Annotated in this window: 23 protein-coding genes; 17 read left to right on the forward strand and 6 right to left on the reverse strand. The window is 62.3% G+C overall.

Annotation, left to right across the window (positions count from 1 at the left end):
- Positions 1–31 precede the first annotated feature (31 nt).
- From atpD to glmS, 7 genes are all read left to right on the forward strand, one after another.
- The gene (atpD, locus tag A9O65_RS08435; RefSeq protein WP_064699934.1) at positions 32–1,408 is read left to right on the forward strand and encodes a F0F1 ATP synthase subunit beta; all 1,377 of its coding nucleotides are present in this window, start codon (positions 32–34) and stop codon (positions 1,406–1,408) included.
- A 24-nt stretch (positions 1,409–1,432) separates the two neighbouring features.
- The gene (locus tag A9O65_RS08440; protein ID WP_064699935.1) at positions 1,433–1,861 is read left to right on the forward strand and encodes a F0F1 ATP synthase subunit epsilon; all 429 of its coding nucleotides are present in this window, start codon (positions 1,433–1,435) and stop codon (positions 1,859–1,861) included.
- 102 nt (positions 1,862–1,963) lie between these two features.
- Positions 1,964–3,334: a magnesium transporter gene (gene mgtE / locus A9O65_RS08445; RefSeq protein WP_064699936.1), complete on the forward strand. Its 1,371-nt coding sequence runs from the start codon at positions 1,964–1,966 to the stop codon at positions 3,332–3,334.
- Between the two features lie 86 nt (positions 3,335–3,420).
- Positions 3,421–4,218, forward strand: coding sequence for an undecaprenyl-diphosphate phosphatase (locus A9O65_RS08450; RefSeq protein ID WP_064699937.1), 798 nt, complete (start codon positions 3,421–3,423; stop codon positions 4,216–4,218).
- Between the two features lie 177 nt (positions 4,219–4,395).
- Positions 4,396–5,538, forward strand: coding sequence for an FAD:protein FMN transferase (locus A9O65_RS08455; RefSeq protein WP_064701863.1), 1,143 nt, complete (start codon positions 4,396–4,398; stop codon positions 5,536–5,538).
- Positions 5,539–5,574: 36 nt separating this feature from the next.
- Positions 5,575–6,942, forward strand: a complete 1,368-nt coding sequence (glmU, locus tag A9O65_RS08460; RefSeq protein ID WP_064699939.1) for a bifunctional UDP-N-acetylglucosamine diphosphorylase/glucosamine-1-phosphate N-acetyltransferase GlmU — start codon at positions 5,575–5,577, stop codon at positions 6,940–6,942.
- A gap of 9 nt (positions 6,943–6,951) precedes the next feature.
- Positions 6,952–8,784 carry a glutamine--fructose-6-phosphate transaminase (isomerizing) gene (gene glmS, locus A9O65_RS08465; RefSeq protein ID WP_064699940.1) on the forward strand — a complete coding sequence of 611 codons (1,833 nt, stop codon included), beginning with the start codon at positions 6,952–6,954 and terminating at the stop codon, positions 8,782–8,784.
- A 112-nt stretch (positions 8,785–8,896) separates the two neighbouring features.
- Here the strand turns inward: glmS and nrdF are convergent, their stop codons facing one another.
- The 4 genes from nrdF to nrdH form a co-directional block, all read right to left on the reverse strand.
- Entirely contained in the window at positions 8,897–9,871 is a 975-nt protein-coding gene (nrdF, locus tag A9O65_RS08470) for a class 1b ribonucleoside-diphosphate reductase subunit beta (RefSeq protein WP_064699941.1), read from the reverse strand.
- 137 nt (positions 9,872–10,008) lie between these two features.
- Positions 10,009–12,189 carry a class 1b ribonucleoside-diphosphate reductase subunit alpha gene (nrdE, locus tag A9O65_RS08475; protein WP_254783113.1) on the reverse strand — a complete coding sequence of 727 codons (2,181 nt, stop codon included), beginning with the start codon at positions 12,187–12,189 and terminating at the stop codon, positions 10,009–10,011.
- On the reverse strand, positions 12,179–12,583 hold the full coding sequence (gene nrdI / locus A9O65_RS08480; RefSeq protein WP_064699942.1) for a class Ib ribonucleoside-diphosphate reductase assembly flavoprotein NrdI: 405 nt from the start codon (positions 12,581–12,583) through the stop codon (positions 12,179–12,181). The genes nrdE and nrdI overlap by 11 nt, the downstream gene beginning before the upstream one ends.
- Positions 12,584–12,597: 14 nt before the next feature.
- Entirely contained in the window at positions 12,598–12,822 is a 225-nt protein-coding gene (gene nrdH / locus A9O65_RS08485) for a glutaredoxin-like protein NrdH (protein ID WP_064699943.1), read from the reverse strand.
- A 321-nt stretch (positions 12,823–13,143) separates the two neighbouring features.
- Between nrdH and A9O65_RS08490 the strand changes: the two genes are divergently transcribed.
- Together A9O65_RS08490 and A9O65_RS08495 are read left to right on the forward strand one after the other, a co-directional pair.
- Positions 13,144–14,004: a DUF72 domain-containing protein gene (locus A9O65_RS08490; protein WP_064701864.1), complete on the forward strand. Its 861-nt coding sequence runs from the start codon at positions 13,144–13,146 to the stop codon at positions 14,002–14,004.
- Positions 14,005–14,328: 324 nt separating this feature from the next.
- A complete protein-coding gene (locus A9O65_RS08495) occupies positions 14,329–15,669 on the forward strand; it encodes a sodium-dependent transporter (RefSeq protein ID WP_064699945.1) in 1,341 nt (446 codons plus the stop codon).
- Positions 15,670–15,771: 102 nt separating this feature from the next.
- Here the strand turns inward: A9O65_RS08495 and A9O65_RS08500 are convergent, their stop codons facing one another.
- Positions 15,772–15,984, reverse strand: coding sequence for a PA3496 family putative envelope integrity protein (locus A9O65_RS08500; RefSeq protein WP_064699946.1), 213 nt, complete (start codon positions 15,982–15,984; stop codon positions 15,772–15,774).
- 241 nt (positions 15,985–16,225) lie between these two features.
- Here A9O65_RS08500 and hexR point away from each other — a divergent pair, with 241 nt between their 5' ends.
- The 3 genes from hexR to A9O65_RS08515 all read left to right on the forward strand — a co-directional run bounded on the left by hexR (position 16,226) and on the right by A9O65_RS08515 (position 20,717).
- The gene (gene hexR, locus A9O65_RS08505; protein WP_064699947.1) at positions 16,226–17,086 is read left to right on the forward strand and encodes a transcriptional regulator HexR; all 861 of its coding nucleotides are present in this window, start codon (positions 16,226–16,228) and stop codon (positions 17,084–17,086) included.
- A gap of 142 nt (positions 17,087–17,228) precedes the next feature.
- Positions 17,229–19,433, forward strand: a complete 2,205-nt coding sequence (uvrD, locus tag A9O65_RS08510; protein WP_064701865.1) for a DNA helicase II — start codon at positions 17,229–17,231, stop codon at positions 19,431–19,433.
- Positions 19,434–19,616: 183 nt separating this feature from the next.
- Positions 19,617–20,717, forward strand: coding sequence for a TRAP transporter substrate-binding protein (locus A9O65_RS08515; RefSeq protein ID WP_064699949.1), 1,101 nt, complete (start codon positions 19,617–19,619; stop codon positions 20,715–20,717).
- A 36-nt stretch (positions 20,718–20,753) separates the two neighbouring features.
- On the opposite strand, the gene A9O65_RS08520 is transcribed toward A9O65_RS08515, so the two are convergent.
- The gene (locus A9O65_RS08520; RefSeq protein ID WP_064701866.1) at positions 20,754–21,164 is read right to left on the reverse strand and encodes an acyl-CoA thioesterase; all 411 of its coding nucleotides are present in this window, start codon (positions 21,162–21,164) and stop codon (positions 20,754–20,756) included.
- Between the two features lie 160 nt (positions 21,165–21,324).
- On the opposite strand from A9O65_RS08520, the gene A9O65_RS08525 reads away from it, so the two are divergent.
- The 5 genes from A9O65_RS08525 (at position 21,325) to phoU (ending at position 26,713) form a co-directional block, all read left to right on the forward strand.
- Positions 21,325–22,272, forward strand: coding sequence for a phosphate ABC transporter substrate-binding protein (locus A9O65_RS08525; protein WP_064701867.1), 948 nt, complete (start codon positions 21,325–21,327; stop codon positions 22,270–22,272).
- Positions 22,273–22,343: 71 nt separating this feature from the next.
- Positions 22,344–23,567, forward strand: coding sequence for an ABC transporter permease subunit (locus tag A9O65_RS08530; RefSeq protein ID WP_064699952.1), 1,224 nt, complete (start codon positions 22,344–22,346; stop codon positions 23,565–23,567).
- Positions 23,567–25,120, forward strand: coding sequence for a phosphate ABC transporter permease PstA (gene pstA, locus A9O65_RS08535; RefSeq protein ID WP_064699953.1), 1,554 nt, complete (start codon positions 23,567–23,569; stop codon positions 25,118–25,120). Before A9O65_RS08530 ends, pstA begins: the two co-directional genes overlap by 1 nt.
- 33 nt (positions 25,121–25,153) lie before the next feature.
- Positions 25,154–25,966: a phosphate ABC transporter ATP-binding protein PstB gene (gene pstB / locus A9O65_RS08540; RefSeq protein WP_064699954.1), complete on the forward strand. Its 813-nt coding sequence runs from the start codon at positions 25,154–25,156 to the stop codon at positions 25,964–25,966.
- A 24-nt stretch (positions 25,967–25,990) separates the two neighbouring features.
- Positions 25,991–26,713 (forward strand): phosphate signaling complex protein PhoU, encoded by a 723-nt coding sequence (phoU, locus tag A9O65_RS08545; protein ID WP_064699955.1) that lies wholly within the window; start codon positions 25,991–25,993, stop codon positions 26,711–26,713.
- Positions 26,714–26,768 lie beyond the last annotated feature (55 nt).

The raw sequence follows: 26,768 nt of genomic DNA on the forward strand, positions 1-26,768 counted from the left end.
TTCATTTGCAGGTACTTTGAGAGGAACCAAGATGAGCGGACGTATCGTACAAATCATCGGCGCGGTGATTGACGTAGAGTTTCCGCGGGACGAAGTGCCCAAGGTCTACGACGCGCTGACGGTCTCGAACAGTGAGACCATCCTTGAGGTCCAGCAGCAGCTGGGCGACGGCGTGGTGCGCACCATCGCCATGGGCTCCACCGAGGGGCTCAAACGCGGTCTCGAGATCGACAACACCGGTGCCGCCATTTCTGTGCCGGTAGGCAAGGAGACACTGGGCCGCATCATGAACGTGCTGGGCGAGCCGATCGACGAGGCTGGCGAGATCGGTGAGCAAGAGCGCATGCCGATCCACCGCAAGGCGCCCGGCTACGCGGATCAGGCGGCCACCGAAGAGCTGCTGGAGACCGGCATCAAGGTCATCGACCTGGTCTGTCCCTTCGCCAAGGGCGGCAAGGTCGGCCTGTTCGGCGGCGCCGGCGTCGGCAAGACCGTCAACATGATGGAGCTGATCCGCAACATCGCCACCGAGCACAGCGGTTACTCCGTCTTTGCCGGTGTCGGTGAGCGGACCCGTGAGGGCAACGACTTCTATCACGAGATGCAGGAGTCCAACGTTCTCGACAAGGTCTCCCTGGTCTACGGCCAGATGAACGAGCCGCCGGGCAACCGCCTGCGCGTGGCGCTGACCGGTCTGACCATCGCCGAGAAGTTCCGCGATGAAGGCCGCGACGTGCTGCTGTTCGTCGACAACATCTACCGTTACACCCTGGCCGGTACCGAGGTGTCCGCACTGCTGGGCCGCATGCCGTCCGCGGTGGGCTATCAGCCGACTCTGGCCGAGGAGATGGGTGTCCTGCAGGAGCGCATCACCTCCACCAAGACGGGCTCCATCACGTCCGTGCAGGCGGTCTACGTTCCCGCGGACGACCTGACCGACCCGTCGCCGGCGACCACCTTCTCGCACCTTGACGCCACCGTGGTACTGGCGCGTTCTATCGCCGAGCTGGGTATCTACCCGGCCATCGACCCGCTGGATTCCACCTCTCGTCAGCTGGATCCGCTGGTCATCGGCGAGGAGCACTACAAGGTCGCTCGTGGTGTACAGGGCGTGCTGCAGCGCTACAAGGAGCTCAAGGACATCATTGCCATCCTGGGCATGGACGAGCTGTCCGACGAGGACAAGCTTTCCGTGGCTCGGGCGCGCAAGATCCAGCGCTTCCTGTCGCAGCCGTTCTTCGTTGCCGAGGTGTTCACCGGTTCTCCCGGCAAGTATGTCTCTCTCAAGGAGACTATCCGCGGGTTCCAGGGTATCCTCGACGGCGAGTACGACGAGCTGCCGGAGCAGGCCTTCTACATGGTCGGCACCATCGACGAGGCCGTCGAGAAAGCCAACCAGATGAAGTAATCCCTCCACCTGGGAGACGTCATCATGACGAAAAGCATCAGATGCGAGGTCGTCAGCGCCGAGGCGTCGATCTACTCCGGCGAAGCCGAGCAGGTCGTGGCGGCCGGCTGCATGGGGGATCTCGGTATCCTCGGTGGCCACACGCCGCTGCTGACCGAGTTGGCGCCCGGGCCGGTACGTATCGTCCGAGGCGGGGGTGAGGAGGATCACTTCTACGTCTCGGGGGGCTTCCTCGAGGTGCAGCCCGATGTGGTCACCGTGCTGGCCGATACCGCCGTGCGTGCCGATGATCTTGACGAGGCCGCCGCCGAGAAGGCCCGCCAGGAGGCGCTTCAGGCCATGAACGACAAGACCGCGGAGCTGGACTATACTCGCGCCGCGGCCGAGTTGGCCGAAGCCATGGCCCAGTTGCGTACCATCCAGCAGCTGCGTCGCAAGGCGGGTCGCGGCTGACGCCAGCGCCACGCCGAGCGTGATTGACGAGGGCGCCTCCCGGATTCATTTCGGGAGGCGTTTTCGTGTTCGTATCGTGTCGTGCCGACGGAGACACTATCCATGCCACTCAGCGAGTCCCTCGAGCAACACAAGGAAGAACTGCTCCATGCTCTGGAAATGGACGATCAGGGGCAGCTGAACGCCCAGTTGCCCGAACTGCGTTCGGCGGATATCGCCGAGATTCTGCAGGAACTGCTCGATCAGGATGATGAGCTGCGCGGCCGAGCCTTGCTGGATAGCCTGCCTCTGGAACGCCAGGCCAGCGTGCTTGGCCATTTGCATGGCGAGGAACAGCTCACCTTCACGGCTGCCATGCGCGATGACAAGTTGCAGGCAGTGCTCGAGGAGATGGGGGCCGACGAGCGAGCCGACCTGTTCAAGGTACTCGGCGAGGATCGCCGCGAGGTTCTCCTGCGCCGCATGGCACACCGGGAACGGGAAGAACTCATGCGCCTGGCCAGTTACGAGGAGGGAACTGCCGGGGCCTTGATGACGTCCGACTATGTGGCGATTCCCATGGGCATGACCGTCTCGCGGGCGATGATGCGTGTCCGTCAGACCGCACCTGACGCGGAGACGGTCTATCAGCTCTATGTGCTGGATGCCGAGGGTCGCCCGGCCGGCACCATGTCGTTGCGCCAGTTGATGGTGGCCCGCCCCGGGGCTCGGGTCGATGAGTTGATGATCCGTGATGTCATTCACGCCACCGTGGATACGCCCCAGGAAGAGGTGGCCCGGCTCGTGGCGCGTTACGACATGCTGGCGGTGCCGGTGGTCGACGAGGAACATCGGCTGGTCGGTATTGTCACTCACGATGATGCGCTGGACGTGGTCGAGTCCGAGGCCACCGAAGATATCCACAAGGGGATGTCCATCGGCCAGCTTGAAGACGGTGTCAGTCGAGTCCCTCTGCTCAGCCTCTATCGCAAGCGAGTGACCTGGCTGGTGCTGCTGGTATTCGGCAATCTGCTGTCGGGAGCCGGCATCGCGCACTTTGAGGAGACCATCGCCGCTCAGGTCGCCCTGGTGTTCTTCCTGCCGCTGTTGATCGGCAGTGGCGGCAACGCCGGCGCTCAGGCCGCGACCCTGATGGTGCGGGGCATGGCGACCGGGGATGTCGGGGTTCGTGACTGGGGCAAGCTGCTGGGACGCGAGCTGCTGGTCGCGGGGTCGCTGGGGCTGACCATGGCCCTGGCGGTGGCGCCGATCGGCGTGATGCGCGGCGGTGAAGCGGTGGCGCTGGTGGTGGCGGTGAGCATGATCTCGATCGTGCTGTTCGGCAGTCTGCTCGGCATGTGCCTGCCTTTCGTGCTTGATCGGTTCGGCTGGGATCCGGCAACTGCCTCGGCGCCCTTGGTCACCACCTTGATCGATGCGTCCGGCGTGTTGATCTACTTCAGTTTTGCCACCTTGATCCTTTCTGGTGGCTGATAGGGCGGACAGTGGGAGGTGGGATGTGTATCCTCAAGCCCCGATTGCCCGCGGGCGACGCTTCCCACCCTGAGATAGAGTGCCTCATGGATTGGCTACAGATCGTTCTGCTTTCCATTGTCCAGGGACTGACCGAGTTCCTGCCGGTTTCCAGTTCCGCTCATCTGATCCTGGTTCCGGTGTTGACCGACTGGCCGGACCAGGGATTGGCGTTTGATGTGGCACTGCATCTCGGCAGCTTGACGGCAGTGGTGCTGTATTTTCGCGACGAGCTCACGGCCATGACGAAAAGCTGGTGCGGCAGTCTGGCCGGTCGCGGCACCGATGAGGACGCTCGCCTGGCCTGGTGGGTGGTGCTGGCGACGATTCCGGTCTGTGTGGTTGGCCTGGCATTCAAGGATGTCATCGAGGACGCGATGCGTTCTCCGTTGGTGTTGGCCGGCGGCCTGATCGTCTTCGGTGTGGTGCTCGGCTACGTCGACTGGCGTCATCGTGGCCGGCGCAACGAGTATCGGATGGGCTGGCGCGATGCATTGTGGATCGGACTGGCGCAGGCCCTGGCGTTGATTCCCGGCACCTCGCGTTCCGGTATCACCATGACCGCTGCACTGATGCTGGGGCTGACCCGGGAAGCCGCGGCACGCTTTTCCTTCCTGTTGTCGATTCCGGTGATCGTGCTGGCCGGGGGGCTCGAAGCGCTGGAGCTGATCCGTTCACCGTTGCCGGTAGACTGGATAGCCATGCTGGTGGGGGCAGTGCTGTCGGGGATCAGTGCCTACCTGTGTATCCACTTCTTTCTGGCCTTCATCAAGCGAATCGGGATGCAGCCCTTCGTGATCTATCGTCTCATTCTGGGGTTTGCCCTGATCTGGCTGTTTGGATGAGTCAGTACTTCATCGAGCCGGAGATAGGATAAGCTGTTCCGGCGACAAGTCTTCGCGAGGGCGCTGTAAACCCATCCCTGGGCGCTACATCCGTCACTCCCTGGCGGATGACCCTCGCTCTGCCTTGTCCCCGGCGCTCATCCTGTTCGCTGGTTAGGTTCCTTCTGGAGTTTTGTCATGTCACTTTCCAAACGTTACCTGGCTTTCCTGATAATGCTGCTGGCCATCTTGCTGGCCGGTTGCTCGGAACGGAAGCTGGAAGCGCCCGTCACCTTGCAGGGCGATATCTTCGGTACCTTCTATCAGGTGACCATTGCCGATCCGATCACTGCCGAGCGTCGTGATGCACTGGAGCAGGGCATTCTCGACGAACTGGAGGCGGTGGACGCCTCGATGTCGACCTATCGCGATGACGCCGAACTGGTGGCTTTCAACAAGTCGCCGGTGGATGAGTGGCAGACGCTTTCTGCACCGCTGATCCACGTGATGGATATCGCCCGGTCAGTGGGCGAAGCCAGTGGCGGTGCCTTCGATGTCACCGTGGGTGGGCTGGTCAACCTGTGGAGTTTCGGTCCCGAGGCACGTCCCGAGGAAGTGCCCTCCGATGCCCTCATCGAGCAGCGTCTTGCCGAGGTCGGCATGGAGACGCTGGAGCTCGATGTGGCCTCGAATCGTGCACGGCGTTTGAAGGATGTCTTCGTCGATCTTTCCGGCGTGGCCAAGGGGTATGCCACTGACCGTGTCGCGGCCTATCTGGCCGATCAAGGGGTGGAGAACTACCTGGTCAATCTGGGAGGCGAGGTCAAGGTGGATGGCCATCGCGATGGAGCGGACGAGCCTTGGCGCATCGGTGTCGAAGTACCGCGCAATGGCCGCCCCCAGGCGGAGCACGTTTTGCCCCTGGAGGACACCTCGGTGGCCACCTCGGGCGACTACCGCAATTACTTCGAGGCGGATGGACGTCGCTACTCGCATACCATCGATCCGCGTACCGGCCGACCGATCCAGCATCGTCTTGCCTCGGTGACGATCATTGATCCTTCCAATGCCCGGGCCGATGCCTGGGCCACGGCCATGACGGTGCTCGGCGAGCGTGAGGGCATGACCTTGGCCCAGCGACACGACCTTGCGGTGTTGATGCTGGTGCGTCAGGGAGATGGCTGGCAGAGTCTGGCAAGCCCCGCCTTTGCGGCACACTTCGGCCAAGACCTGGTCGACAGGCTGGGAATCGAGGTGGTGAAGGCCTCCGACAACGCAAGCATGGCCGCCGATGAAGGCAAGGGAAAGAACCAGATGGCCAGTGACATGGCCGACGCCTAGAATGAACCGGATCTGATGAGTGGACAAGGAGTCACGATGACCCTCGATGTGGTGATACTCGCGGCGGGCAAGGGGACGCGCATGCGCTCTTCACTGCCCAAGGTACTGCACCCGCTGGCCGGCAAGCCGATGGTGCGCCATATACTCGATACCACCTCGGGACTCGAGGCCGAACGGACCCACGTGGTGGTCGGACATGGCGCCGAACGGTTGCGCGAGGCGTTGGCTGAGTGTCCGGTACATTTCGTCATGCAGGCCGAGCAGAAGGGTACCGGCCATGCCGTCGCCCAGGCACTCGATGGACTCGGTGATGGCAAGGTGCTGGTGCTCTATGGTGATGTTCCCTTGATCCGGCGCGATACGCTGCGTGCTCTGCTGGCGCCTGTCGATGAACAGCACATGGGGCTATTGACGGTGACCCTGGAGGATCCCACGGGTTATGGGCGGATCCTGCGTGACGAGGCCGGCGAGGCAGTGGCCATCGTCGAACAGAAGGATGCCGATGAACAGCAACGTGCGGTACGTGAGTGCAATACCGGCATCATGGCCATGACCGCCGCCCAGCTGCACCGCTGGTTGCCTCGTCTGTCGGCCGAGAACGCTCAGGGCGAATACTATCTCACCGATGTCATCGCCATGGCTGCTGCCGAGGGTGTGAAGGTGACCACTGCCCAGCCATCGCGACCGGTCGAGGTGGAAGGGGTCAACGACCGCAGCCAGATGGCCCGGCTGGAGCGCGTCCTGCAGAGCGACATTGCCGAGTCGTTGATGGCACAGGGCGTGGCCCTGCGCGACCCGTCGCGTCTGGATGTCCGGGGTAGCCTCAAGTGCGGCCATGATGTCGAGATCGATGTCGGCTGTATCTTCGAGGGAGACGTCGAACTGGGAGAAGGGGTGCGCGTCGGCCCACACTGCGTGATTCGCGACAGCCATATTGGTGCCGAGACGATCATCGAATCCCATAGTGTCGTCGAGGGGGCCGTGGTGGCTGGCCACAATCGGCTCGGGCCCTTTGCTCGCCTGCGTCCGGGGACTCGCCTGGCGGTCGGCGCCAGGATCGGCAATTTCGTCGAGACCAAGAATGCCGAGGTCGGCGAAGGCTCCAAGATCAACCACTTGAGCTATGTCGGCGACGCTCGCCTCGGGCGGGGTGTCAACGTGGGAGCGGGGACCATCACCTGCAATTACGACGGCGCCAACAAGCACCGCACCGAGATCGATGATGATGCCTTCATCGGTTCCAACACCGCCCTCGTGGCTCCCGTCAGCGTGGGCAAGGGAGCCACCGTGGGGGCCGGTTCCACCATTGATCGCGATGTTTCTGACAATACCCTGGCGGTCGAGCGGTCGAGGGTGATCAGCAAGGCTGACTGGAAACGTCCCGACAAGCGCAGGGATGATTGAGGAGAAGTTATGTGCGGCATCGTCGGCGCCGTGGCGCAACGCAATGTGCAAGGCATCCTGCGAGAGGGGCTCAAGCGCCTGGAGTATCGCGGTTATGATTCGGCAGGCATGGTCGTGCGGGGCCCCGACGGGCGCCTGCAGCGACGCCGTGCCCTGGGCAAGGTCGCGGCGCTCGAGGAAAAGCTGGAGGCGTCACCGCTCAGTGGTTACAGCGGCATCGCGCATACCCGCTGGGCGACCCATGGGCGTCCCAGCGAGGAAAATGCCCATCCCCACCAGTCGGGTGAGCGTCTGGCGGTGGTGCACAATGGCATCATCGAGAACCATGAGTCCCTGCGTGCCGAGCTGGAGAGTGCCGGTTACGACTTCACCTCCCAGACCGATACCGAGGTCATTGCGCATCTGATCGAGCGCGAAGCCCGTTCGAGGGATCTGCTGACGGCGGTACAGCGCGTGATCGCGCGACTCGATGGCGCCTATGCCCTGGGGGTGATCCATGCCGACGAGCCGGACGTGGTGATCGGTGCGCGCCAGGGCAGTCCCCTGGTGGTCGGGGTCGGGATCGAGGAAGCCTTCCTGGCCTCGGATCCGTTGGCTCTGCTGCAGGTCACCGATCGCTTCATCTACCTTGAGGAGGGCGATGCGGTACGGCTCTCTGCTGGCGGTGGTATCGAGATCTTCGATGCCTCGGGACAGGCCGTCGAGCGCGAGGTCCGGACCTTCGAGCATGGTGATGGCAGTGCCAGCAAGGGCGAGTATCGCCATTTCATGCTCAAGGAAATCCACGAGCAGCCGGCGGTCATTGCCGAGACCCTAGAGGGGCGGCTCGGCGATCGCTCGGTGCTGGTGGAAAGTTTCGGACCCGATGCCGAGGCGTTGTTGGCACAGGTTGCCCAGATCCATCTGGTGGCCTGCGGAACCAGCTATCATGCCGGTCTCGTGGCCCGCTACTGGCTCGAGCGTTATGCCGGCATACCGGTACAGGTGGAGGTCGCCTCCGAGTATCGCTATCGCCGCGTGGTGGTGCCCGAGAACACGCTGTTCGTGACGCTTTCCCAATCCGGCGAGACTGCCGATACCCTGGCGGCACTGCGTTTTGCCAAGGCAAGGAATTACCTGGGCAGCCTGGCGATCTGCAACGTGCCGGGCAGCTCCCTGGCACGGGAGTCCGACCTGACACTGATGACCCGAGCCGGACCGGAGATCGGTGTGGCCTCGACCAAGGCTTTCACTACCCAGTTGACTGCCTTGATGTTGCTGACCCTGGCCCTCGGCCGCGTTCATGGCCAGGATGCCGAGGAACAGGCGAGCCTGGTCGAGGCCTTGCGCGGTCTTCCTGCGCGGGTCGAGCGGGTCCTGGCGCTGGATGCGGAGATCGAAGACTTATCCACGGCCTTCGCCGAGAAGCACCATGCTCTCTTCCTCGGCCGTGGTGCCCACTTCCCGGTGGCGCTGGAAGGGGCGCTCAAGCTCAAGGAAATTTCCTATATCCACGCCGAGGCCTACCCGGCGGGAGAGCTCAAGCATGGCCCCCTGGCGCTGGTCGACAGCGACATGCCGGTAATCTCGGTGGCGCCCAATGACGAGTTGCTCGATAAGCTGAAGTCGAATCTCCAGGAGGTCAGGGCGCGTGGTGGCGAACTCTTCGTCTTTGCCGACGAAGGCGTCGGCCTGGCCAACGATGATGGTATCCGGGTGCTGCACCTGCCACCCATCGAAGATGCGCTGGCGCCGATTCTCTACACCCTGCCGCTGCAGCTGTTGTCCTACCATGTCGCGGTGCTCAAGGGCACTGACGTGGATCAGCCCCGTAACTTGGCCAAGTCCGTCACGGTGGAGTAGGCCGAGCCTGGTCGCATGGCCAACGCGGTATTGGGGGTTCCTCATGCAAGAACGCCGGGGTAGAAGCCCCGGCGTTACTATTTTGGTGAAGAGCCTTCCGTCACCGTGAGGGTTAAAAGGCCCAGTCTTCGTCCTCTGTCCGCTCGGTACGGCCGATCACATAGGAGGAACCGGAGCCCGAGAAGAAGTCGTGATTCTCTTCGGCACCCGGCGAGAGTGCGGCCAGGATGGCCGGGTCGACGGCCTCGGTGGCGTTCGGGAACAGCGCTTCATATCCCAGGTTCATCAACGCCTTGTTGGCGTTGTAGTGCAAGAATGCCTTGACGTCCTCGGTCAGGCCGACGTCGTCGTAGAGAGACTCGGTGTACTGAACCTCGTTGTCGTAGAGGTCGAGCAGCAGATCGTAGGTGGTGTCCTTGATCTGGCGCTGGCGCTCGGCGGATTCCTTCTCCAGGGCGAGCTGGAACTTGTAGCCGATGTAATAGCCATGCACCGCTTCATCGCGGATGATCAGGCGAATCAGGTCGGCGGTATTGGTCAGCTTGCCGCGGCTCGACCAGTACATCGGCAGGTAGAACCCCGAGTAGAACAGGAAGGACTCGAGGAACACGCTGGCGACCTTGCGCATCAGCGGATCGTCGGTGCGATAACGTTCCAGGATCAGTTCCGCCTTGTTCTGCAGGTGCGGGTTTTCCTCGCTCCAGCGATAGGCGTCGTCGACATCGCGGGTCGCGCACAGCGTCGAGAAGATCGAGCTGTAGGAACGCGCATGCACTGATTCCATGAAGCTGATGTTGGTGAACACGGCCTCTTCATGAGGCGTCACGGCATCATTGATCAACACCGGTGCGCCGATCGTGCCCTGGATGGTGTCGAGCAGCGTCAGGCCGGTGAAGACCCGGATGGTCAGTTGCTGCTCGCGTTCGCTGAGGGTATTCCACGATGGCACGTCGTTGGACAGTGGAATCTTTTCCGGCAGCCAGAAGTTGCTGGTGAGCCGGTTCCAGACCTCGAGGTCCTTGTCGTCCTGGAGGCGGTTCCAGTTGATGGCATCGACGCGTTTCAGTCGAGCGGTCATGGCGTTCATCTCATCCGGTTGTCATGCGAGGCGTGGTAGCGCCCCGAGAGAAGTAAAAAACCATCAGGAGGCGGCTTTCCGGGGACAAGGCGAAGCGAGGCCTTGCCTCCGGCGCCGACTGTCATCGAGAGTTTGTCAAAGCTCTCTCAGAGGGTGCAGGACACACACCCTTCCACCTCCGTGCCTTCCAGGGCCGCCTGGCGCAGCCGAACGTAGTAGATCGTCTTGATGCCCTTGCGCCAGGCATAGATCTGGGCGCGATTGATGTCCCGCGTGGTGGCGGTATCGCGGAAGAACAGTGTCAGCGACAGGCCCTGATCGACGTGCTGGGTGGCTTCGGCATAGGTATCGATGATCTTCTCGGGACCGATCTCGTAGGCGTCGCGATAGTAGTCCTGGTTGTCATCGTTCAAGTAGGGAGCCGGATAGTAGACGCGGCCCAGCTTGCCTTCCTTGCGGATCTCGATCTTCGACACTACCGGGTGAATGCTCGAGGTGGCGTGATTGATGTAGGAAATCGAGCCGGTCGGCGGTACCGCCTGCAGGTTGCGGTTGAACAGGCCGTGGCGCATGACCGAGGCCTTGAGCTCGCGCCAGTCCTCGCGCGTGGGTATCCGGATGCCGGCCTTGTCGAACAGCTCGCGGACCCGCTGAGTTCTGGGTTGCCACTCGCGGTCGGTGTACTTGTCGAAGTAGCTGCCGCTGGCGTAGGCCGAGTCCTCGAAGCCGGCGAAGCTCTCGCCGCGCTCGATGGCCAGCCGGTTCGAGGCGCGTACGGCATGATAGGTAACGGTGTAGAAATAGAGGTTGGTGAAATCCAGACCTTCTTCGGAACCGTAATGGATGTGCTCGCGGGCCAGGAAACCGTGCAGGTTCATCTGCCCCAGGCCGATGGCATGGGAGCGGGCATTGGCCTCGGCGATCGAGGGGACCGAACGGATATCGCTCATCTCGGAGACCGCGCTCAGCGCACGCACGGCGGTTTCGACACTGGCGCCGAAATCCGGCGAGTCCATGACCCGCGCGATGTTGAGCGAGCCCAGGTTGCAAGAGATATCCTCGCCGGTTTGGCGATACCCCAGATCATCGTCGTACACACTGGGCGAATTGACCTGCAGGATCTCCGAACACAGGTTGCTCATGTTGATGCGCCCGGCGATGGGATTGTCGCGGTTGGCGGTATCCTCGAACAGCACATAGGGGTAGCCGGACTCGAACTGCAGTTCGGCGAGTGTCTGGAAGAGTTCCCGGGCATTGGTCTTGGTCTTGCGGATGCGCGCATCGTCGACCATTTCCTGGTACTTCTCGGTCACGCTGATATCGCCGAAGGGCACGCCATAGACACGTTCGACATCATAGGGCGAGAACAGGTACATCGACTCGTTGCGCTTGGCCAGCTCGAACGTGATGTCGGGAATCACGACCCCAAGCGACAGTGTCTTGATACGGATCTTTTCGTCGGCATTCTCGCGCTTGGTATCCAGAAAACGCAGGATGTCGGGATGGTGCGCATTGAGGTAGACCGCCCCGGCGCCCTGGCGTGCGCCCAACTGGTTGGCGTACGAGAAGGCATCTTCCAGCAGTTTCATGATCGGGATGACGCCCGACGACTGGTTGGCGATGCGCTTGATGGGAGCGCCGGCCTCGCGCACATTGCTGAGCGAAAAGGCCACCCCGCCGCCACGCTTGGACAACTGCAGCGCGGAGTTGATGGCGCGGCCGATCGATTCCATGTTGTCCTCGATTCGCAGCAGAAAGCACGAGACCAGCTCGCCGCGCTGACGCTTGCCGCAGTTGAGGAAGGTCGGAGTGGCGGGCTGGAAGCGGCCATGGAGGATCTCGTCGACCAGGGTCCGGGCCAGCGCCTTGTCGCCGCGGGCCAGGGTCAGGGCAACCATGCAGACGCGATCCTCGAAGCGTTCCAGGTAGCGCTGACCATCGAAGGTCTTGAGCGTGTAGCTGGTGTAGTACTTGAAGGCGCCGAGGAAGCTCTGGAAGCGAAACTTCAGGGCATAGGCCTGATCGAACAACGACTTGACGAAGCTCGCCTCGTACTGCGCGAGCACATCGCCTTCGTAGTAGCCTTCCTCGACCAGGTAATCCAGCTTCTCTTCCAGGGTGTGGAAGAACACCGTGTTCTGGTTGACGTGCTGGAGAAAGTACTGACGCGCCGCTTCCTTGTCGGCTTCCAGTTGCAGACGACCGTCGGCGTCATAGAGGTTGAGCATGGCGTTGAGCGCGTGAAAGTCCAGTACCTTCGGCGTCTCGGCGGTGGCCATTGCCTTTTCCTCTGTTTGGTCGGGGTGGGTCAGGGTGTCATCCAGCATCGTTGATCTCCGTGGCCAGGCATTCGCGTACCTTGGCGACATCCTCGGGGGTGCCCATCAGCTCGAAGCGATGAAGCAACGGTACCTGGCACTTGTGGGCAATGACGTGGCCCGCCAGGCAGTAAGCGCTGCCGAAGTTGGTATTTCCGCCCGCCACCACGCCGCGAATCAGAGCGCGGTTATGCGCATCGTTGAGAAAGCGGATCACCGGAGCCGGCACAGCCGTGCGTGGATCGCCATCGCCATAGGTGGGGACCACTAGCACGAAAGGGCGATGCACGCGCAGGGCCTGTTCATCGCGGCTCAACGGTATCCGTTGGGCGGGCAAGCCGAGCTTCTCCACGAAACGCCGTGTGTTGCCCGATCGCGTCGAGAAATAGACCAATTCGCTCACGCTTGTCTCCGCTGTCAGCTGGCCAACTGACGAATGCGCTCTGGGCGGAAGCCGGACCAGTGCTCGTCAGCGGCGACCACCACGGGTAACTGGCGATAGCCGAGTTCCCGGACAGTGTTGGCGGCCTCGGGCTCCTTGCTGATGTCCACGACGGTGTAGTCGAGGCCTTGCTTGTCGAGGGCGCGGTAGGTGGCGTGGCACTGCATGCAATCGGGTGAGCTGTAAATCTTAATGAACATGATATAGATTCTCGCTTAAAACAGTTTCAACACAACCCATCTGGTCGGAATCCGACACGTCGCTACCATGGCAGCGACCCTTCAATTATACAACATATGGTAAGAAAATAGCACACGATCTGGATATATGGTGTCGTGCGACAATTTGTACCATCAGAAAGCCGCACCAATGAAGCCCCGGGAAGGGCGGCATGGCGGGAGGGGAAGCCGGCACATCAAAGGAAAGGGTGATCGAGGGCGTGGTGGCTCGGTATAGTATGCCGCTCGGTGTATGCACCGAGAAGGATCGATCCCAACGAGGGCCTGGGTGGACATGCAACGATGAGCGGACAACTTCACCTGGGGCTGCCGATGTGGGCCAACGATGCCTGGCGGGGCAGCCTGTATCCACCCCATGGAGGCACGGATGGTCATCTCGGCGATTACGCCAGGATATTTTCTGCCGTCGAGGGGAACACGACCTTTTATAGCGGGACCCCGAAGGCGGAAACCGTGGCGGCCTGGGCTCGCCAGGTACCAGCCGATTTCCGATTCTGCTTCAAGCTGCCGTCAAGCTTGACGCATGAACGTCGTCTGGAAGACATCGAGGCCTCATTCGACGCCTTTCTCGAGGCGCTCTCGCCCCTGCAAGGAAGGCTTGGCCCGTTGATGGTTCAGTTGCCACGGGACTTCGGCGCCGAAGAACTCCCCAAGCTGCAGGCATTGCTGTCACGCTGGCCAAGCGACATTCCCTGCGGGGTCGAGGTTCGCCACAGTGAATTTTTCCACAAGGGGACGGCTGAGCAAGAACTCAACAGGTTGTTGATAAGTCAAGGTGCCAATCGTGTCATGCTCGATGTTCGCCCTCTGTTCTCTACATCGCCACAGGGCCATCCCGGCATGATCAAGGCTCAGGGTGAAAAGCCAAAGCGTCCGTTACACGTGATTTCCACAGGAAATTTTCCTGTCGTACGATTCATTGGTCATGTCGATGCCGAGATCAATGCACGTTACTTCCAACCCTGGATCGACAGGTTGGCGTTGTGGATAAAACAGGGGATAACCCCTTTTCTCTTTGTGCATACCGCCGATAATCGACATGCGCCACAGATGGCGCGACGGCTCCACGATGCCCTTGCCGCACAGATCGGATCGCCACTCCTGCCTGAGTTTCCCGGAGAGCGGCAGGTCGAGCTGTTCTGAGCGTTTTCGACAAGCGACACGGCATGTCGATGGCTGGCCATCAAGCGTATGATCGGATATTTTTACGGCTTGATCGTCACTTGCCACGGGGTATTGCGGGCATTCACTCTTATCCAGGGTGATCTTGTCTGCGCCCCTCGAGGTTCCCGTTACGTTGTACGAACGGTGGCGGGACGCCGTCCTGGCAGCGATCCTGCTCGGCACCTGTCATGCCCTTGAAAGCGGTGGTTCGTGATCCGATGCACCGCGGACGTGACGACTACAAGCACAACGCCGTCATTGCATCCGATCGATCGATGACGACACGCACTCTCAAGGTGAAACATGTCGAAACTCTCCCACGCACAATGGTCATCCCGGCTGACCTTCATCCTCGCGGCGACGGGGTCCGCGGTCGGCCTGGGCAATATCTGGAAATTTCCCTACATGGTGGGCGACAGCGGTGGCGCTGCCTTCGTGCTGGTCTACCTGCTGTGTATCGCCTTGGTGGGGCTACCGGTCCTGGTGGCGGAATGGCTGATCGGTCGCCGTGGCCAGAATAATCCGGCCAATGCCATGTCTGACCTGGCCAAGTCAGTGGGGCAGCCACGTATCTGGATGATCGTGGGCATCAGCGGCATTCTCGGGGCCTTCCTTATCCTGTCGTTCTATAGCGTGATCGGTGGCTGGTCACTGTATTACACCCTGAGCTCGGTGACCGGCGCCTTCAGCGGCCAGGATGCCGATGGCATCGGTGCATTGTTCAACGGCATGCTGGGCAACCCCGGGCTTCTGTTGCTGGGGCATTCGGTCTTCATGCTGCTGGTGATCGGTATCGTCGCTCGCGGCGTGACCAAGGGGCTGGAGGGTGCTGTGCGTACCCTGATGCCTGCGCTGGGCGTATTGTTGCTGGTACTGGTGGGCTACGGCATGACCACCGGTCACTTCGGTGAAGCACTCGGGTTCATGTTCAATCCCGATTTCGGCGCTCTGAATGGCGGTGTCGTGCTGGCTGCCATGGGGCAGGCCTTTTTCACCCTCTCGCTGGGCATGGGCATCATGATGGCCTATGGCTCCTATCTGGGTAAGGAGGTCAACCTGCTCAAGACTGCCCGCACGGTGATCATCCTCGATACCGTGGTGGCCCTGGTTGCCGGCCTGGCGATCTTCCCCATCGTCTTCGCCAATGGCCTCGATCTGGATTCCGGACCGGGACTGATCTTCGTTACCCTGCCGCTGGCTTTCGGCAACATGGGAGGCGGCGTCATCCTGGGCTTGATGTTCTTCCTGCTGTTGACCTTCGCCGCCCTGACGTCGGCAATTTCGCTGCTGGAACCCGTGGTGGAGTTCGTCGAGGAGCGCACGCCATTGTCGCGTGTCGGCTCGACCCTGGTGGCCGGAGTGGCGACCTGGGTTCTGGGCGTTGCCGCCTTGCTCGCCTTCAACGTATGGAGTGACGTGCTGATTCTCGGCTTCAACGTCTTCGACTTCCTCGACGTCTTGACCAGCAAGTATCTGCTGCCGTTGACGGGCCTGATGGCGATCATCTTCGTCGCCTGGGTACTGGATCGTGAAGGCGTGCGTCAGGAGCTGGGATTGGGTGATACCGGTGCCAAGGTCTGGACGTTGGTATCGCGCTTCATTGCGCCACTGGGCGTGATTGTGGTGTTCATCTCCAGCCTTTGAAGGGCCGGTGGTACCGCGTCATCGAGAGTGACGCCTCTCTAGAGCCCCGCTTCGGCGGGGCTCTACGTTGGTGCCTGGCACCGGATGTCGGGCAGTTGGCGATCAGTGCATGTCGTCGTTCGGTTCGTCCTCGGGAAGCTCGGCGATGTCCTGGCTCAGGCGCTTGAACTCCTCGTGGAGCTCGATACCGCGCCGGGCACGAAGATTGCGCTGGGCTGCGCTGCGGGAGCGCTGCTCGTGCTCGCTGACTTCCATGCTCATGAAGATGTCGAGAAGTTCGCTCCTGACGGAAGTTAACCGTTCGGCTTTACGCATGATCGACTCTCCTGTCTGCAGTGAATGTGCCGGCATCCTGGACGCTGCGCGACACTGCACTTCTTACTATACCCCACTTGACAGAATGATGACGTAACGTCAACCGATGTCGTGGCAGTGGCCCGATGAATCCCTGGGTGCGCATTGCCGAACGGCTTGGGGCATACTGTGAATACAAGATCTTCAACCTATGCGCGGGACGCCGAAAGGACGCCCGCTAGCCGAAACAAGGAGTGTCCGCGTGAGCCTTGGCCTGTTCGATGAAATGAGACGCCGCATGGAGCACTTTCGTCGCTCCGAGCAGAAGGTGGCGCGTTTCGTGTTGCGCAACCCCGAAGAAGTGATCCACATGCGCATCGTCGATCTGGCTACCGAGGCCAAGGTCAGCGAACCCACGGTGGTGCGCTTCTGCCGAGCGCTGGGATGCAACGGCTTTCAGGATTTCAAGCTCAAGCTGGCACAGATGCTGGCGACCGGCAGTCAGTTCGCCCAGTTCTCGATGAACGACAGCGACTCGGTGGCGGAATTCTCCCAGAGCATATTCGACTCCACCGTCGGGACCTTGCTCTCGGTGCGTGACCGGCTGGACAACGAATCGCTGAGTCAGGCAATCAATGCGCTGGCCATGGCCAACCGTGTCGAATTCTACGGTTTTGGCGCCTCTGGGGCGGTGGCCTTCGATGCCCAACACAAGTTCTTTCGCCTGCAGATCTCCACCGCTGCCTACAATGATCCGCACATGCAGAACATGTCGGCGGCGACCCTCAAGGAAGGCGATGTGGTTGTGGCGATCTCCCAGACCGGCCGTACCAAGGCGCTGGTCGCGAGTGTGCGCCTGGCACGCGAGGCCGGCGCCACGGTGATTGGCCTGTGCCCGAGCGACACGCCTCTGGCCGCTGAGGTGACCCTGCCGCTGTATATCGACGTGCACGAGGATACCGAGATCTATACGCCCATGAGTTCACGCATCGCCCATCTAGTGTTGGTCGATGTTCTGGCAGTGGGCGTGGCCAAGACCCGAGGGCCGAAACTCGCCGAACAGCTCAAGGCGGTGAAGCGAAGCCTCAACCCGCTGCGTTTTCCGGAAGAGGGCGAGTCCTGAGCCGGCATAGCCGACTCAGGAGCTTTACGCCATGAGCTTGAAGCGGGAAGACAACGCTTGACCCGGGGTTCGAGGGGCCAGCTTCCAGCTTCCAGCGTATGATAAGCTGTTGCTCCATTTTCCGAGCAGCGATGCCTTCCCCATGGACGACGTCACGGCGATCCTCGATCAGATGAACCCGGCCCAGCGCGAGGCCGTCAGTGCTCCCCAAGGCAACATGCTGGTGCTGGCCGGCGCGGGCTCGGGCAAGACGCGGGTCCTGGTGCATCGCATCGCCTGGCTGATGCAGGCCGAGAGACTTTCGCCCTATGCCGTGCTGGCGGTGACCTTCACCAACAAGGCGGCCCGGGAGATGCGCACGCGTCTCGAGGCACTGCTGGGCATTTCACTGCGCCATGTCTGGGTGGGCACCTTTCACTCCATCGCTCATCGCCTGTTGCGCACCCATTGGCAGGATGCCCGCCTGCCGCAGCATTTCCAGATCATCGACAGCGACGATCAGCTACGCCTCATCAAGCGCCTGCTCAAGGACTACAACATCGACGACGAGCGTTATCCGCCGCGTCAGGTGCAGTCCTTCATCTCGGGATGCAAGGAAGAAGGCCTGCGCCCCCATCAGGTGGATGCGCATGGCGATGCCTACCTGTCGCAGATGGTCGAGCTCTATGAGCGTTATCAGTTGACCTGCGAGCGGGGTGGGCTGGTCGATTTCGGCGAGCTGTTGCTGCGCAGCCTGGAGCTGCTGCGCGACAATCCCGCCTTGCTGGCCCATTACCAGGAGCGTTTCGGTCATGTGCTGGTCGACGAGTTCCAGGACACCAATACGCTGCAGTATGCCTGGCTGAAACTGCTCACCGGCATGCGTACGCCGATGACCGTCGTCGGCGACGACGATCAGTCGATCTATGGTTGGCGCGGGGCGCGCATCGAGAACATCCGCCGCTTCGAGAACGAGTTTCCCGACACCAAGCTGGTGCGTCTGGAACAGAACTATCGCTCCACCAGTGTGATCCTCGACGCCGCCAATGCCCTGATTCGTTACAACGCCGAGCGCATGGGCAAGGAGTTGTGGACGGCCGGGGACCATGGCGAGCTGATCTCGGTGTATGGCGGCTTCAACGACCTCGACGAAGCGCGCTATATCGTCGACACCATTCGCGAGCGGGTTGGCGAAGGCATCAATCGCCGCGAGATCGCCATTCTCTATCGTTCCAACGCCCAGTCGCGGGTCATCGAGGAAACGCTGATTCGCCAAGGCGTGCCTTATCGGATCTACGGCGGTCAGCGCTTCTACGAGCGTCTGGAGATCAAGAATGCCCTGGCCTATCTTCGCCTGTTGCTCAATCGCGATGACGATGCCTCTCTGGAGCGGGTGATCAATGTACCGGCTCGGGGTATCGGTACTCGCACCGTCGAAACCCTGCGCAACCGGGCCCGCCAGACCGGCGATTCGCTCTGGCAGGCCCTGCACGATGCGACCTCGGATGGCAGCCTGCGCGGTCGGGCCGTCTCGTCGCTGAAGGCCTTCGCCGATCTGATCGAGCAGCTCGACAACGAGGCCGCGGGGCTGTCGCTCCACGAGATCATCGATCGCGTCAACGAACGCACCGGGCTGGTCGAGCATCACCGCAACGAGAAGGGCGAGAAGGGCCAGGCCCGGGTCGAGAACCTGGAGGAGCTGGTGACCGCGGCCAAGGCCTTCACCCAGGGCGAGACCCTCGATGGCGTGGAAGCCGGCGAGGGCATGGCTGCCCTGGAAGCCTTTCTGGCCGAGGCAGCTCTCAATGCCGGTGAGCACGAGGCCGATGAATTCGAGGATTGCGTGCAATTGATGACGTTGCACTCGGCCAAGGGGCTGGAATTCCCGGTGGTATTCATGGCCGGCGTGGAGGAAGGCCTCTTCCCGCACAAGATGTCGATGGAAGAGCCCGGCCGGCTAGAGGAGGAACGGCGGCTCTGCTATGTGGGCATGACACGGGCCATGAAGAAGCTCTACTTCACCCACGCCGAATTGCGTCGGCTGCATGGCAAGGAGACCTTCCAGCGACCGTCGCGTTTCCTGCGCGAGGTGCCCGAAGGCTTCATGGAAGAGGTCAGGCTACGTGGCCAGGTCTCGCGTCCCGTCACCACCTCGCGGCCTTCGCCGGGTCTGCAGCAGAATGGCGTCGAGGGCGGGGCGGATTTGCCGTCGTTGTCGCTTGGCCAGCGCGTCAGTCACCCGGTCTTTGGCGAGGGCGTGATTCTCAACGCCGAAGGCGAGGGGGAGCGTGCCCGTGTCCAGGTCAGCTTCGAAGGAGAGGGCGACAAATGGCTGGTACTGGGCTTCGCCAAGCTGACGCCGCTGTAGTTGATGCCCTGGTAGGACGCCCTTGTAGAAAGGCACAAGCCCTGATGCATCGTTGCGTTCGCGACAATGGGTGGCGCCAGTGGTTCGCTTGCCGATGAAATCGGCCTTCGCGCATACTGCCTGTCGGACACGGTGCCGCCTGGCACGATACATAAAAAAGACCACCAAGGAGCCGCCCTCGCCATGGAGCGTCGCAACTTTCTCAAGACCAGTCTCAAGACCCTGGGTGCCGGCACAGCAGGCGTCGTCGCCGCCCCCTTCGTCAACACCGCCAGTGCGCAGGAGACCATCACCTGGAACATGGTGACGTCCTGGCCGAAGAATTTTCCTGCCCTGGGCACCGGGGCCAACGATTTCGCCGCGCGCATCGAACGCATGTCGGGCGGACGCATGCGCGTGAAGGTCCATGGCGCCGGAGAAATGGTACCGGCCATGGAGGTCTTCGATGCGGTCTCGGCCGGCACCGCCGAAATGGGGCATTCTGCTTCCTATTACTGGCGTGGCAAGGTCGCCGCCGCCCAGTTCTTTACCGCCGTGCCCTTCGGCATGACCACCACCGAGACCAACGCCTGGTTGTATAATGGTGATGGCCAGTCCCTGTGGGACGAGGTCTATGCCGAGCACAATCTCAAGCCCTTCCCGGTGGGCAATACGGGCACCCAGATGGCCGGCTGGTTCAAGAAGGAAATCAAGTCGCTGGACGACATGCAGGGGCTCAAGCTGCGCTTGCCCGGGTTGGCCGGAGAGGCGATGAGCGGCATCGGCGTGACCACCATGACCACGCCCGGCAGCGAAATCTTCACCTCTATGCAGACCGGGGTGCTGGACGCGGCCGACTGGGTCGGGCCGTACAACGATCTGGCCTTCGGTCTGCACCAGGTGGCGGATTACTACTATACCTCAGCCTGGAACGAGCCCAGCGCCGTCCTGGAGGGTACCGTCAATCTGGATGCCTGGAAGGCGTTGCCGGATGATCTCAAGGCGGTGGTGACGGAAGCGGCGCGGGCCTCCAACCTGGCCATGATCAGCGAGTTCGCGCTGCGCAACGCCGAGGCGCTGAAGACGCTGGTCGATGAGCACGGCGTCAAGTTGCGCTCCTTCCCCGACGATGTCATGTCGGCACTGCACGAGTCTTCCCGGGAGGTACTGCAGAAGCAGATCGACAGCGACGAGGCGTCACGTCGTGTGTATGACTCCTATCGCACCTTCCAGCAGAAGGTGCGTCCCTTCACCGATGTGGGCGAGTTTGCCTATCTGAAGGCCCGGGAAAAACAGCTGGGATAAGCCCGCATGAGCCGATGACGGTGGCCGCGCTTGTCTCTAGTTGTCTCCCTGGCGCACGGCCCGGATGCGGCCCTTGTCGTCCAGAGCGACCATCACGAAACGAGCCTCGGTGACCTTGTGCAGTTCATCGGGGTTGCGATCCTGTAGGGCGTGGCTCCACACCTCGACATCGATCTTGATCGAGCTGCGGCCGATCTCGCGGATCTCGGTGAAGATATTGACGACCGAGCCCACGCGGACGGGGCAGAGAAAATCCATGGCCTCGATGGCAACGGTGGCGGTTCGACCATGGGCTTCACGGCTGGCGGTCAGTTCGGCGGCCTGATCCATGTGGCCGACCAGCCAGCCACCGGGGATGTCGCCGTGCAGGTTGGTGTCCTGGCGACGGGCGGTCAGCTTCAGTGCCAACTGACCGCGCGGTGCTGGAATATCATCGAGTTCGCTCATGGGTCGTGATGCCTGGGTTGTTATTGTGGATAGGGGGAGCGCGAGTGGCGTTATCCTATTACGGCAAGCCATGATAAACGGCAAGGTCGTGGTCACTCCACCTTTTGCGGCATCATGACGCGGGCCGGCTCACCAGCCGCTTGTTCCACCGGGAGGACGCATGCTATCCGCCATTCGCCAACGCCTTCGGGTCGCCTTGCTGGTCGTGGGCTTCGTCTGCGCCACGCCCACGTTGGCCGAGGAGCCCGTCGGCACCTTGGGTACCGTGGGTTCCGATACCATGGCGGGCCTGATGTTGCGGTGGGGTGAGCAATTGGCACGCCAGCATCCGGGCATGCGCCTGCAACTCCAGGCCAGCGGCTCGGCCAGCGCGCCGCCGGCATTGACGGCTGGCACCACCCTGGTGGGCCCCATGTCGCGCCCGATGACCGAGGTCGAACTGTCGGCGTTCGAACGCCATTACGGCTATCCGCCTCAAGCCCTGGTGGTGGCGCGCGATGCTCTGGTCGTGGTGGTGCATCGTCACAATCCTCTGCGCAGCCTTGACCGCCCCGAGCTGGATGCCATCTTTTCGGATGGTCGTCGATGCGGTGCGGATGACAGCATGGATCGTTGGTCAGCATTGATCGAAGGCGATATCCAGGGACACATCATGCCGCACGGGCGAAATGCGGTTTCCGGGACGCATGAACTGTTCCGGCGCGAAGCCTTGTGCAATGGCGCCTTTCGCCCCGACGTCAGCGAGCATCCGGGCTCTGCCGCCGTGGTCGCAGCGGTGGCTTCCGACCCGCGGGCGATCGGTTATGCCGGCCTCAACCACCTGACCCCCGGCGTGCACTCGGTGGCCTTGCGCGATGACGATGGCAATGTGCATCGGCCCGAGCCGTCGGCGGTGCGGAGTGGCGATTATCCCTTCACGCGCGATCTGCGGCTTTACGTGAATCTCCCCCCGGATAATGCCTTGCCCGAGGTCGAACGTGCCTTTCTCGATCTGGTCCTGTCGCCGGAGGGACAGGCGATTGTCGAGGAGCTGGGATTCGTCGCATTGCCGCAGGCGGTGCTGGAACGTCAACGCCGCGATCTCGGTCTGGAACCACTGGGTTCCTGACGGTTGTCACTGCATTGTCATGACACTGTCGTATTTTTTCGCTACCGCATTTATTCCGCTCTGGACCCAGCATGCAACATACGCCTTCACCGCCCCCTGTACGCCGGCATTTCCGTCAGACCCGTGACCGCCTGGCCACGGCGCTGATCACTGCCGGTGGCATCGGGGTGATCGCGGCGGTGATGGCCATCGGCGTCTTTCTGGCGGTGGAGGTGGTGCCGCTGTTCTGGTCCTCATCGGATGCGCCCCGGATCAACCTGGAAACGCTGTGGCTGCCCCAGGCTTACGAGGGCCATGAGGTACCGGTACATCGCTGGCAGCCGGCGATGCCCGAGGGGGGAGGCGAACCTCGCTTCGGCATGCTGCCGTTGGTCTGGGGAACCCTGGAAGCGGCGATCTGGGCACTAGTGATTGCCGTGCCGCTTGCGCTGGGAGCGGCGGCACACTCGGCGCTGTTCATGTCGCGTCGCTTGCGGGCCCGCTTGAAGCCGACCCTGGAGCTGATGGAGGCCATGCCGGGTGTGGTCATCGGTTTCGTGGCCGGGTTGGTGTTGGCACCCTGGCTCGACGATCACCTGGCGCTGGGTCTGACGCTGCTGGTCATGCTGCCCTCGGGACTGCTGCTTGCCGGTGGTCTGTGGGCGCGCCTCGGCGCCCGATGGCGTCGCCCCCTGCCGATGGGGTGGGCGGCATTATGGCTGTTGCCCTGGTTGCTGGTGTGCTGGTTTCTGTCGTCCTGGCTGTCACCCGTGCTGGAAGCCTGGTGGTTCGGGGGCGATCTGCGTGCCTGGCTGGAGGTGTCTCTGGGGCTGGATTATGCGAATCGCAATGCCATCATCGTCGGCATGGCGATGGGATTTGCGGTCATGCCCAGCATCTATGCGCTGGCCGAGGATGCCTTGTCGGGTGTACCGAAGTCACTCGTTGAAGGCGCAGAGGCGCTCGGTGCGACACGCTGGCAGTCCTTGTGGAAGGTGGTGCTGCCGGCGGCCGGTCCGGGTGTGTTGTCGGCAGTGATGATCGGCGCCGGCAGGGCCGTGGGAGAAACCATGATCGTGCTGATGGCCAGCGGGAATACTGCGCTGATGACTGCCAGTCCGCTCGATGGCCTGCGCTCGATGGCGGCGAGCATCGCCATCGAGCTGCCCGAGGCCGTGCCTGGCGGAACCCATTACCGCTTGCTCCTGCTGGCGGCCTTGCTGCTGTTCGTCTTCACCTTCTGCGTCAATACGCTGGCCGAGGTGGTCAGGTCACGGCTTCGTCGGCGTTACCGTCGCATGGAGGGCCTGGGCTGATGATGACCTGGCGACGTCCATCCAGACGGGCGGCACGCAGCGAGGGGCCCTGGGCCTGGCTGGCTGCCGGCAGCGTCGCGACATCGCTGGCGCTGCTGGCGCTGCTGCTGGGGCTGTTGGCGGTGCGGGGGCTTGGCCATTTCTGGCCGGCCGAGGTGTCTCTGGTGGCCCTGGACGATGGCCGCCAGTTGGCCGGATGGGCGGTCAAGGAGTCGCCCCTACCGGGTGGCGACGGTCGAGAGCGACTGTATCGTACGGGCAACCGGGATCTGGATGGTGCCATCTGGGATTGGGTGGACCTGGACGAGATCCGCGAGGTGAGCCATCCCTCCGATCTGGTGGTTCTGGAGCGGCGGCGCTGGAGTGAGTTCATCGGTCGTCTCGAGGCGGTCGAGACCGAGTCGGGGGAGCGCATCTCGGGTGAATCGGCCTGGCCGGCTCTCGAGCGGCGCTTGACGGCGCTCGAACAGCATCGGGCCTCGATCGAAAGATTGCGACACCAGGTCATTCGTCCTCTGGTGCTTCGCCTCGAGGCGGGCGAGGCGTCCGAGCTGGAACGGGAAAGGCTCTCGGCGGCCCAGGAGCAGGTGCGTGAGCAGCAGGCTGCCTTGCCGAAGGATATCCTGATCCTGGAAACCGTCGACGGCAGACAGCTTCGCCAGCCGCTGACGGAAGTGACCGATGCGCTTCAACCCAATGCCATGGGGGTGGGCGAGAAGGTCGTTGCCTGGAGCCAAGGCGTCTGGCGCTTTCTCTCCGAGGGGCCGCGTGCCGCCAACACGGCCGGCGGTGTCTGGCCGGCGATCTTCGGTACGGTATTGATGGTGGTGCTGATGTCGATCTTCGTGACCCCGTTCGGTGTGCTGGCGGCAGTCTATCTCAACGAGGTGGCCCACCAGGGACGATTGACGCACTGGGTGCGCATCGGCGTGCGCAACCTGGCCGGCGTGCCGTCCATCGTCTACGGCGTCTTCGGGCTTGGTGTCTTCGTCTATGGCATTGGCGGCCACCTGGATGACTGGTTCTTCTCGTCGTCGCTGCCATCGCCGACCTTCGGCACCGGCGGCTTGCTGTGGGCGTCATTGACGCTGGCGCTGTTGACGTTGCCGGTGGTGATCGTCGCCACCGAAGAGGGGTTGGCACGCATCCCCGAGAGTCAGCGGGAGGGAGCCCTGGCGCTGGGAGCGACCCGCTTCGAGATGTTGACGCGGATCGTGCTGCCGATGGCGATGCCGGCCATGTTGACCGGCGTGATCCTGGCGGTGGCGAGGGCCGCCGGCGAAGTCGCGCCGTTGATGCTGGTCGGGGTCGCCAAGCTGGCGCCCCAGGTACCGGTGGACGGCGAGTTCCCCTTTCTCCATCTTGATAGGAAGTTCATGCATCTGGGCTACCACATCTTCGATGCCGCCTTTCATGGCGGCGATGTTCAGGCAGCGATGCCGTTGATCTATGCCACGGCATTGTTGCTGGTCCTGGTGATCCTGGTGCTTAACCTGACTGCAATATTCTTGCGTCACCATTTGAGATCGCGCCATGGCACCCTGTCGAAATAGTGAGGTGCCATCATCGCGCCAAGGGGAACCTTGATGACTGTCATGCAGGAGACGCGTTCTTCTCCGGGAGCGTTCATCGATTTCAGTCCCGATGTCACGAGCCTGGAGATTCGTGGTTTCGGCCTGCGCTACGGCGACAAGCCAGCGCTCGCCAACCTGTCGTTACGGGTGCCGCGCCATCGGGTCACGGCCTTCATCGGTCCTTCGGGGTGTGGCAAGTCGACGCTTTTGCGTGCGCTCAACCGTCTGCATGACCTCAACGAGGATGTGACATGGGAAGGTACCATCCGCCTCGAGGGGCAGGACATTCATGCTCCCGAGGTCGCCGTGGCGGAATTGCGTCGTCGGGTGGGCATGGTCTTCCAGGCGCCCAATCCCTTCCCCATGTCGATCTATGACAACGTGGCCTTCGGGCTGCGGCTGCAGGGAAGGATGCCCAAGCGGCGGGTCGACGACATCGTCGAATGGGCGCTGCGCTCGTCGGCGTTGTGGGATGAGGTGAAGGACCGCTTGCGGGCCTCCGCCTGGTCGTTGTCCGGTGGCCAGCAGCAGCGTCTGGTGATCGCCCGTACCCTGGCCGTGGGGCCCGAAGTACTGCTGCTCGACGAACCGGCCTCGGCACTGGACCCGATTTCCACGCTCAAGGTTGAAGAACTGATCCGCAACCTGAAGTCGAGCCTGACCCTGGTGCTGGTCACGCACAACATGCAGCAGGCGGCACGGGTCTCGGACTACACCGCCTTCCTGCAGGACGGCGAACTGGTGGAGTATGCCCCCACCGACACGCTGTTCACCAATCCGCGCCTTGCGCGTACCGAGAATTACATTACCGGACGCATGGCCTGATGGCCCTGCTCCCAGGAGAGTCTCATGGACATCACCAGTGACATTCACAGCCAGCATATCTCTCGCCAGTTCAATCATGAGCTCGAGGAACTCAAGACCCACCTGATGGCCATGGGCGGTCTGGTCGAAAAGCAGGTGCAGGACGCCGTGAGCGCTCTTCTCGAGGGCGATTCCTCGCTGGCCGAACGGGTCGTGGACAATGACCGCGCCGTCAACGACATGCAGATCAAGATCGACGACGAGTGCACCCGCGTGCTGGCTCGACGCCAGCCTGCCGCCTCCGATCTGCGCCTGGTGCTGGCGGTAATCCGTGCCGCCTCCGATCTGGAACGCATCGGTGACGAAGCCAGCAAGATCGCCCGTAATGCCATCGAACTCATCGACAACAATGTCGGCGGACGTGGGTTCGTCGAAGTGCGCATCATCAGTGAGCATGTGCGTCGCATGATGCGCGACGCCCTGACCTCCTTTGCCCGCTTCGACACCGAGCTGGCCCTGCAGGTCGTACAGGAGGATGAGCAGGTCGACAACGAATACCAGACGGCCATGCGTTCGCTGATGACCTTCATGATGGAGGATGCTCGTTCGATCTCGCCGGTACTCGGCATCATGTGGATCCTGCGGGCCCTGGAGCGTGTCGGCGACCACGCCAACAACCTGGCCGAGTATGTCGTCTACCTGGTCAAGGGACTCGACATTCGCCATACGGATCCGGATGATCTCGATCAGGAGCTCGGCGAGAGCTGAAGCCGCCCTCGCCGGGGCACGCTATGTGACATGGGCCGTCGCCATGAGCGGCGGC

The sequence above is a fragment of the Halomonas caseinilytica genome (assembly GCF_001662305.1).
Classification (GTDB): Bacteria; Pseudomonadota; Gammaproteobacteria; order Pseudomonadales; family Halomonadaceae; genus Halomonas; species Halomonas caseinilytica.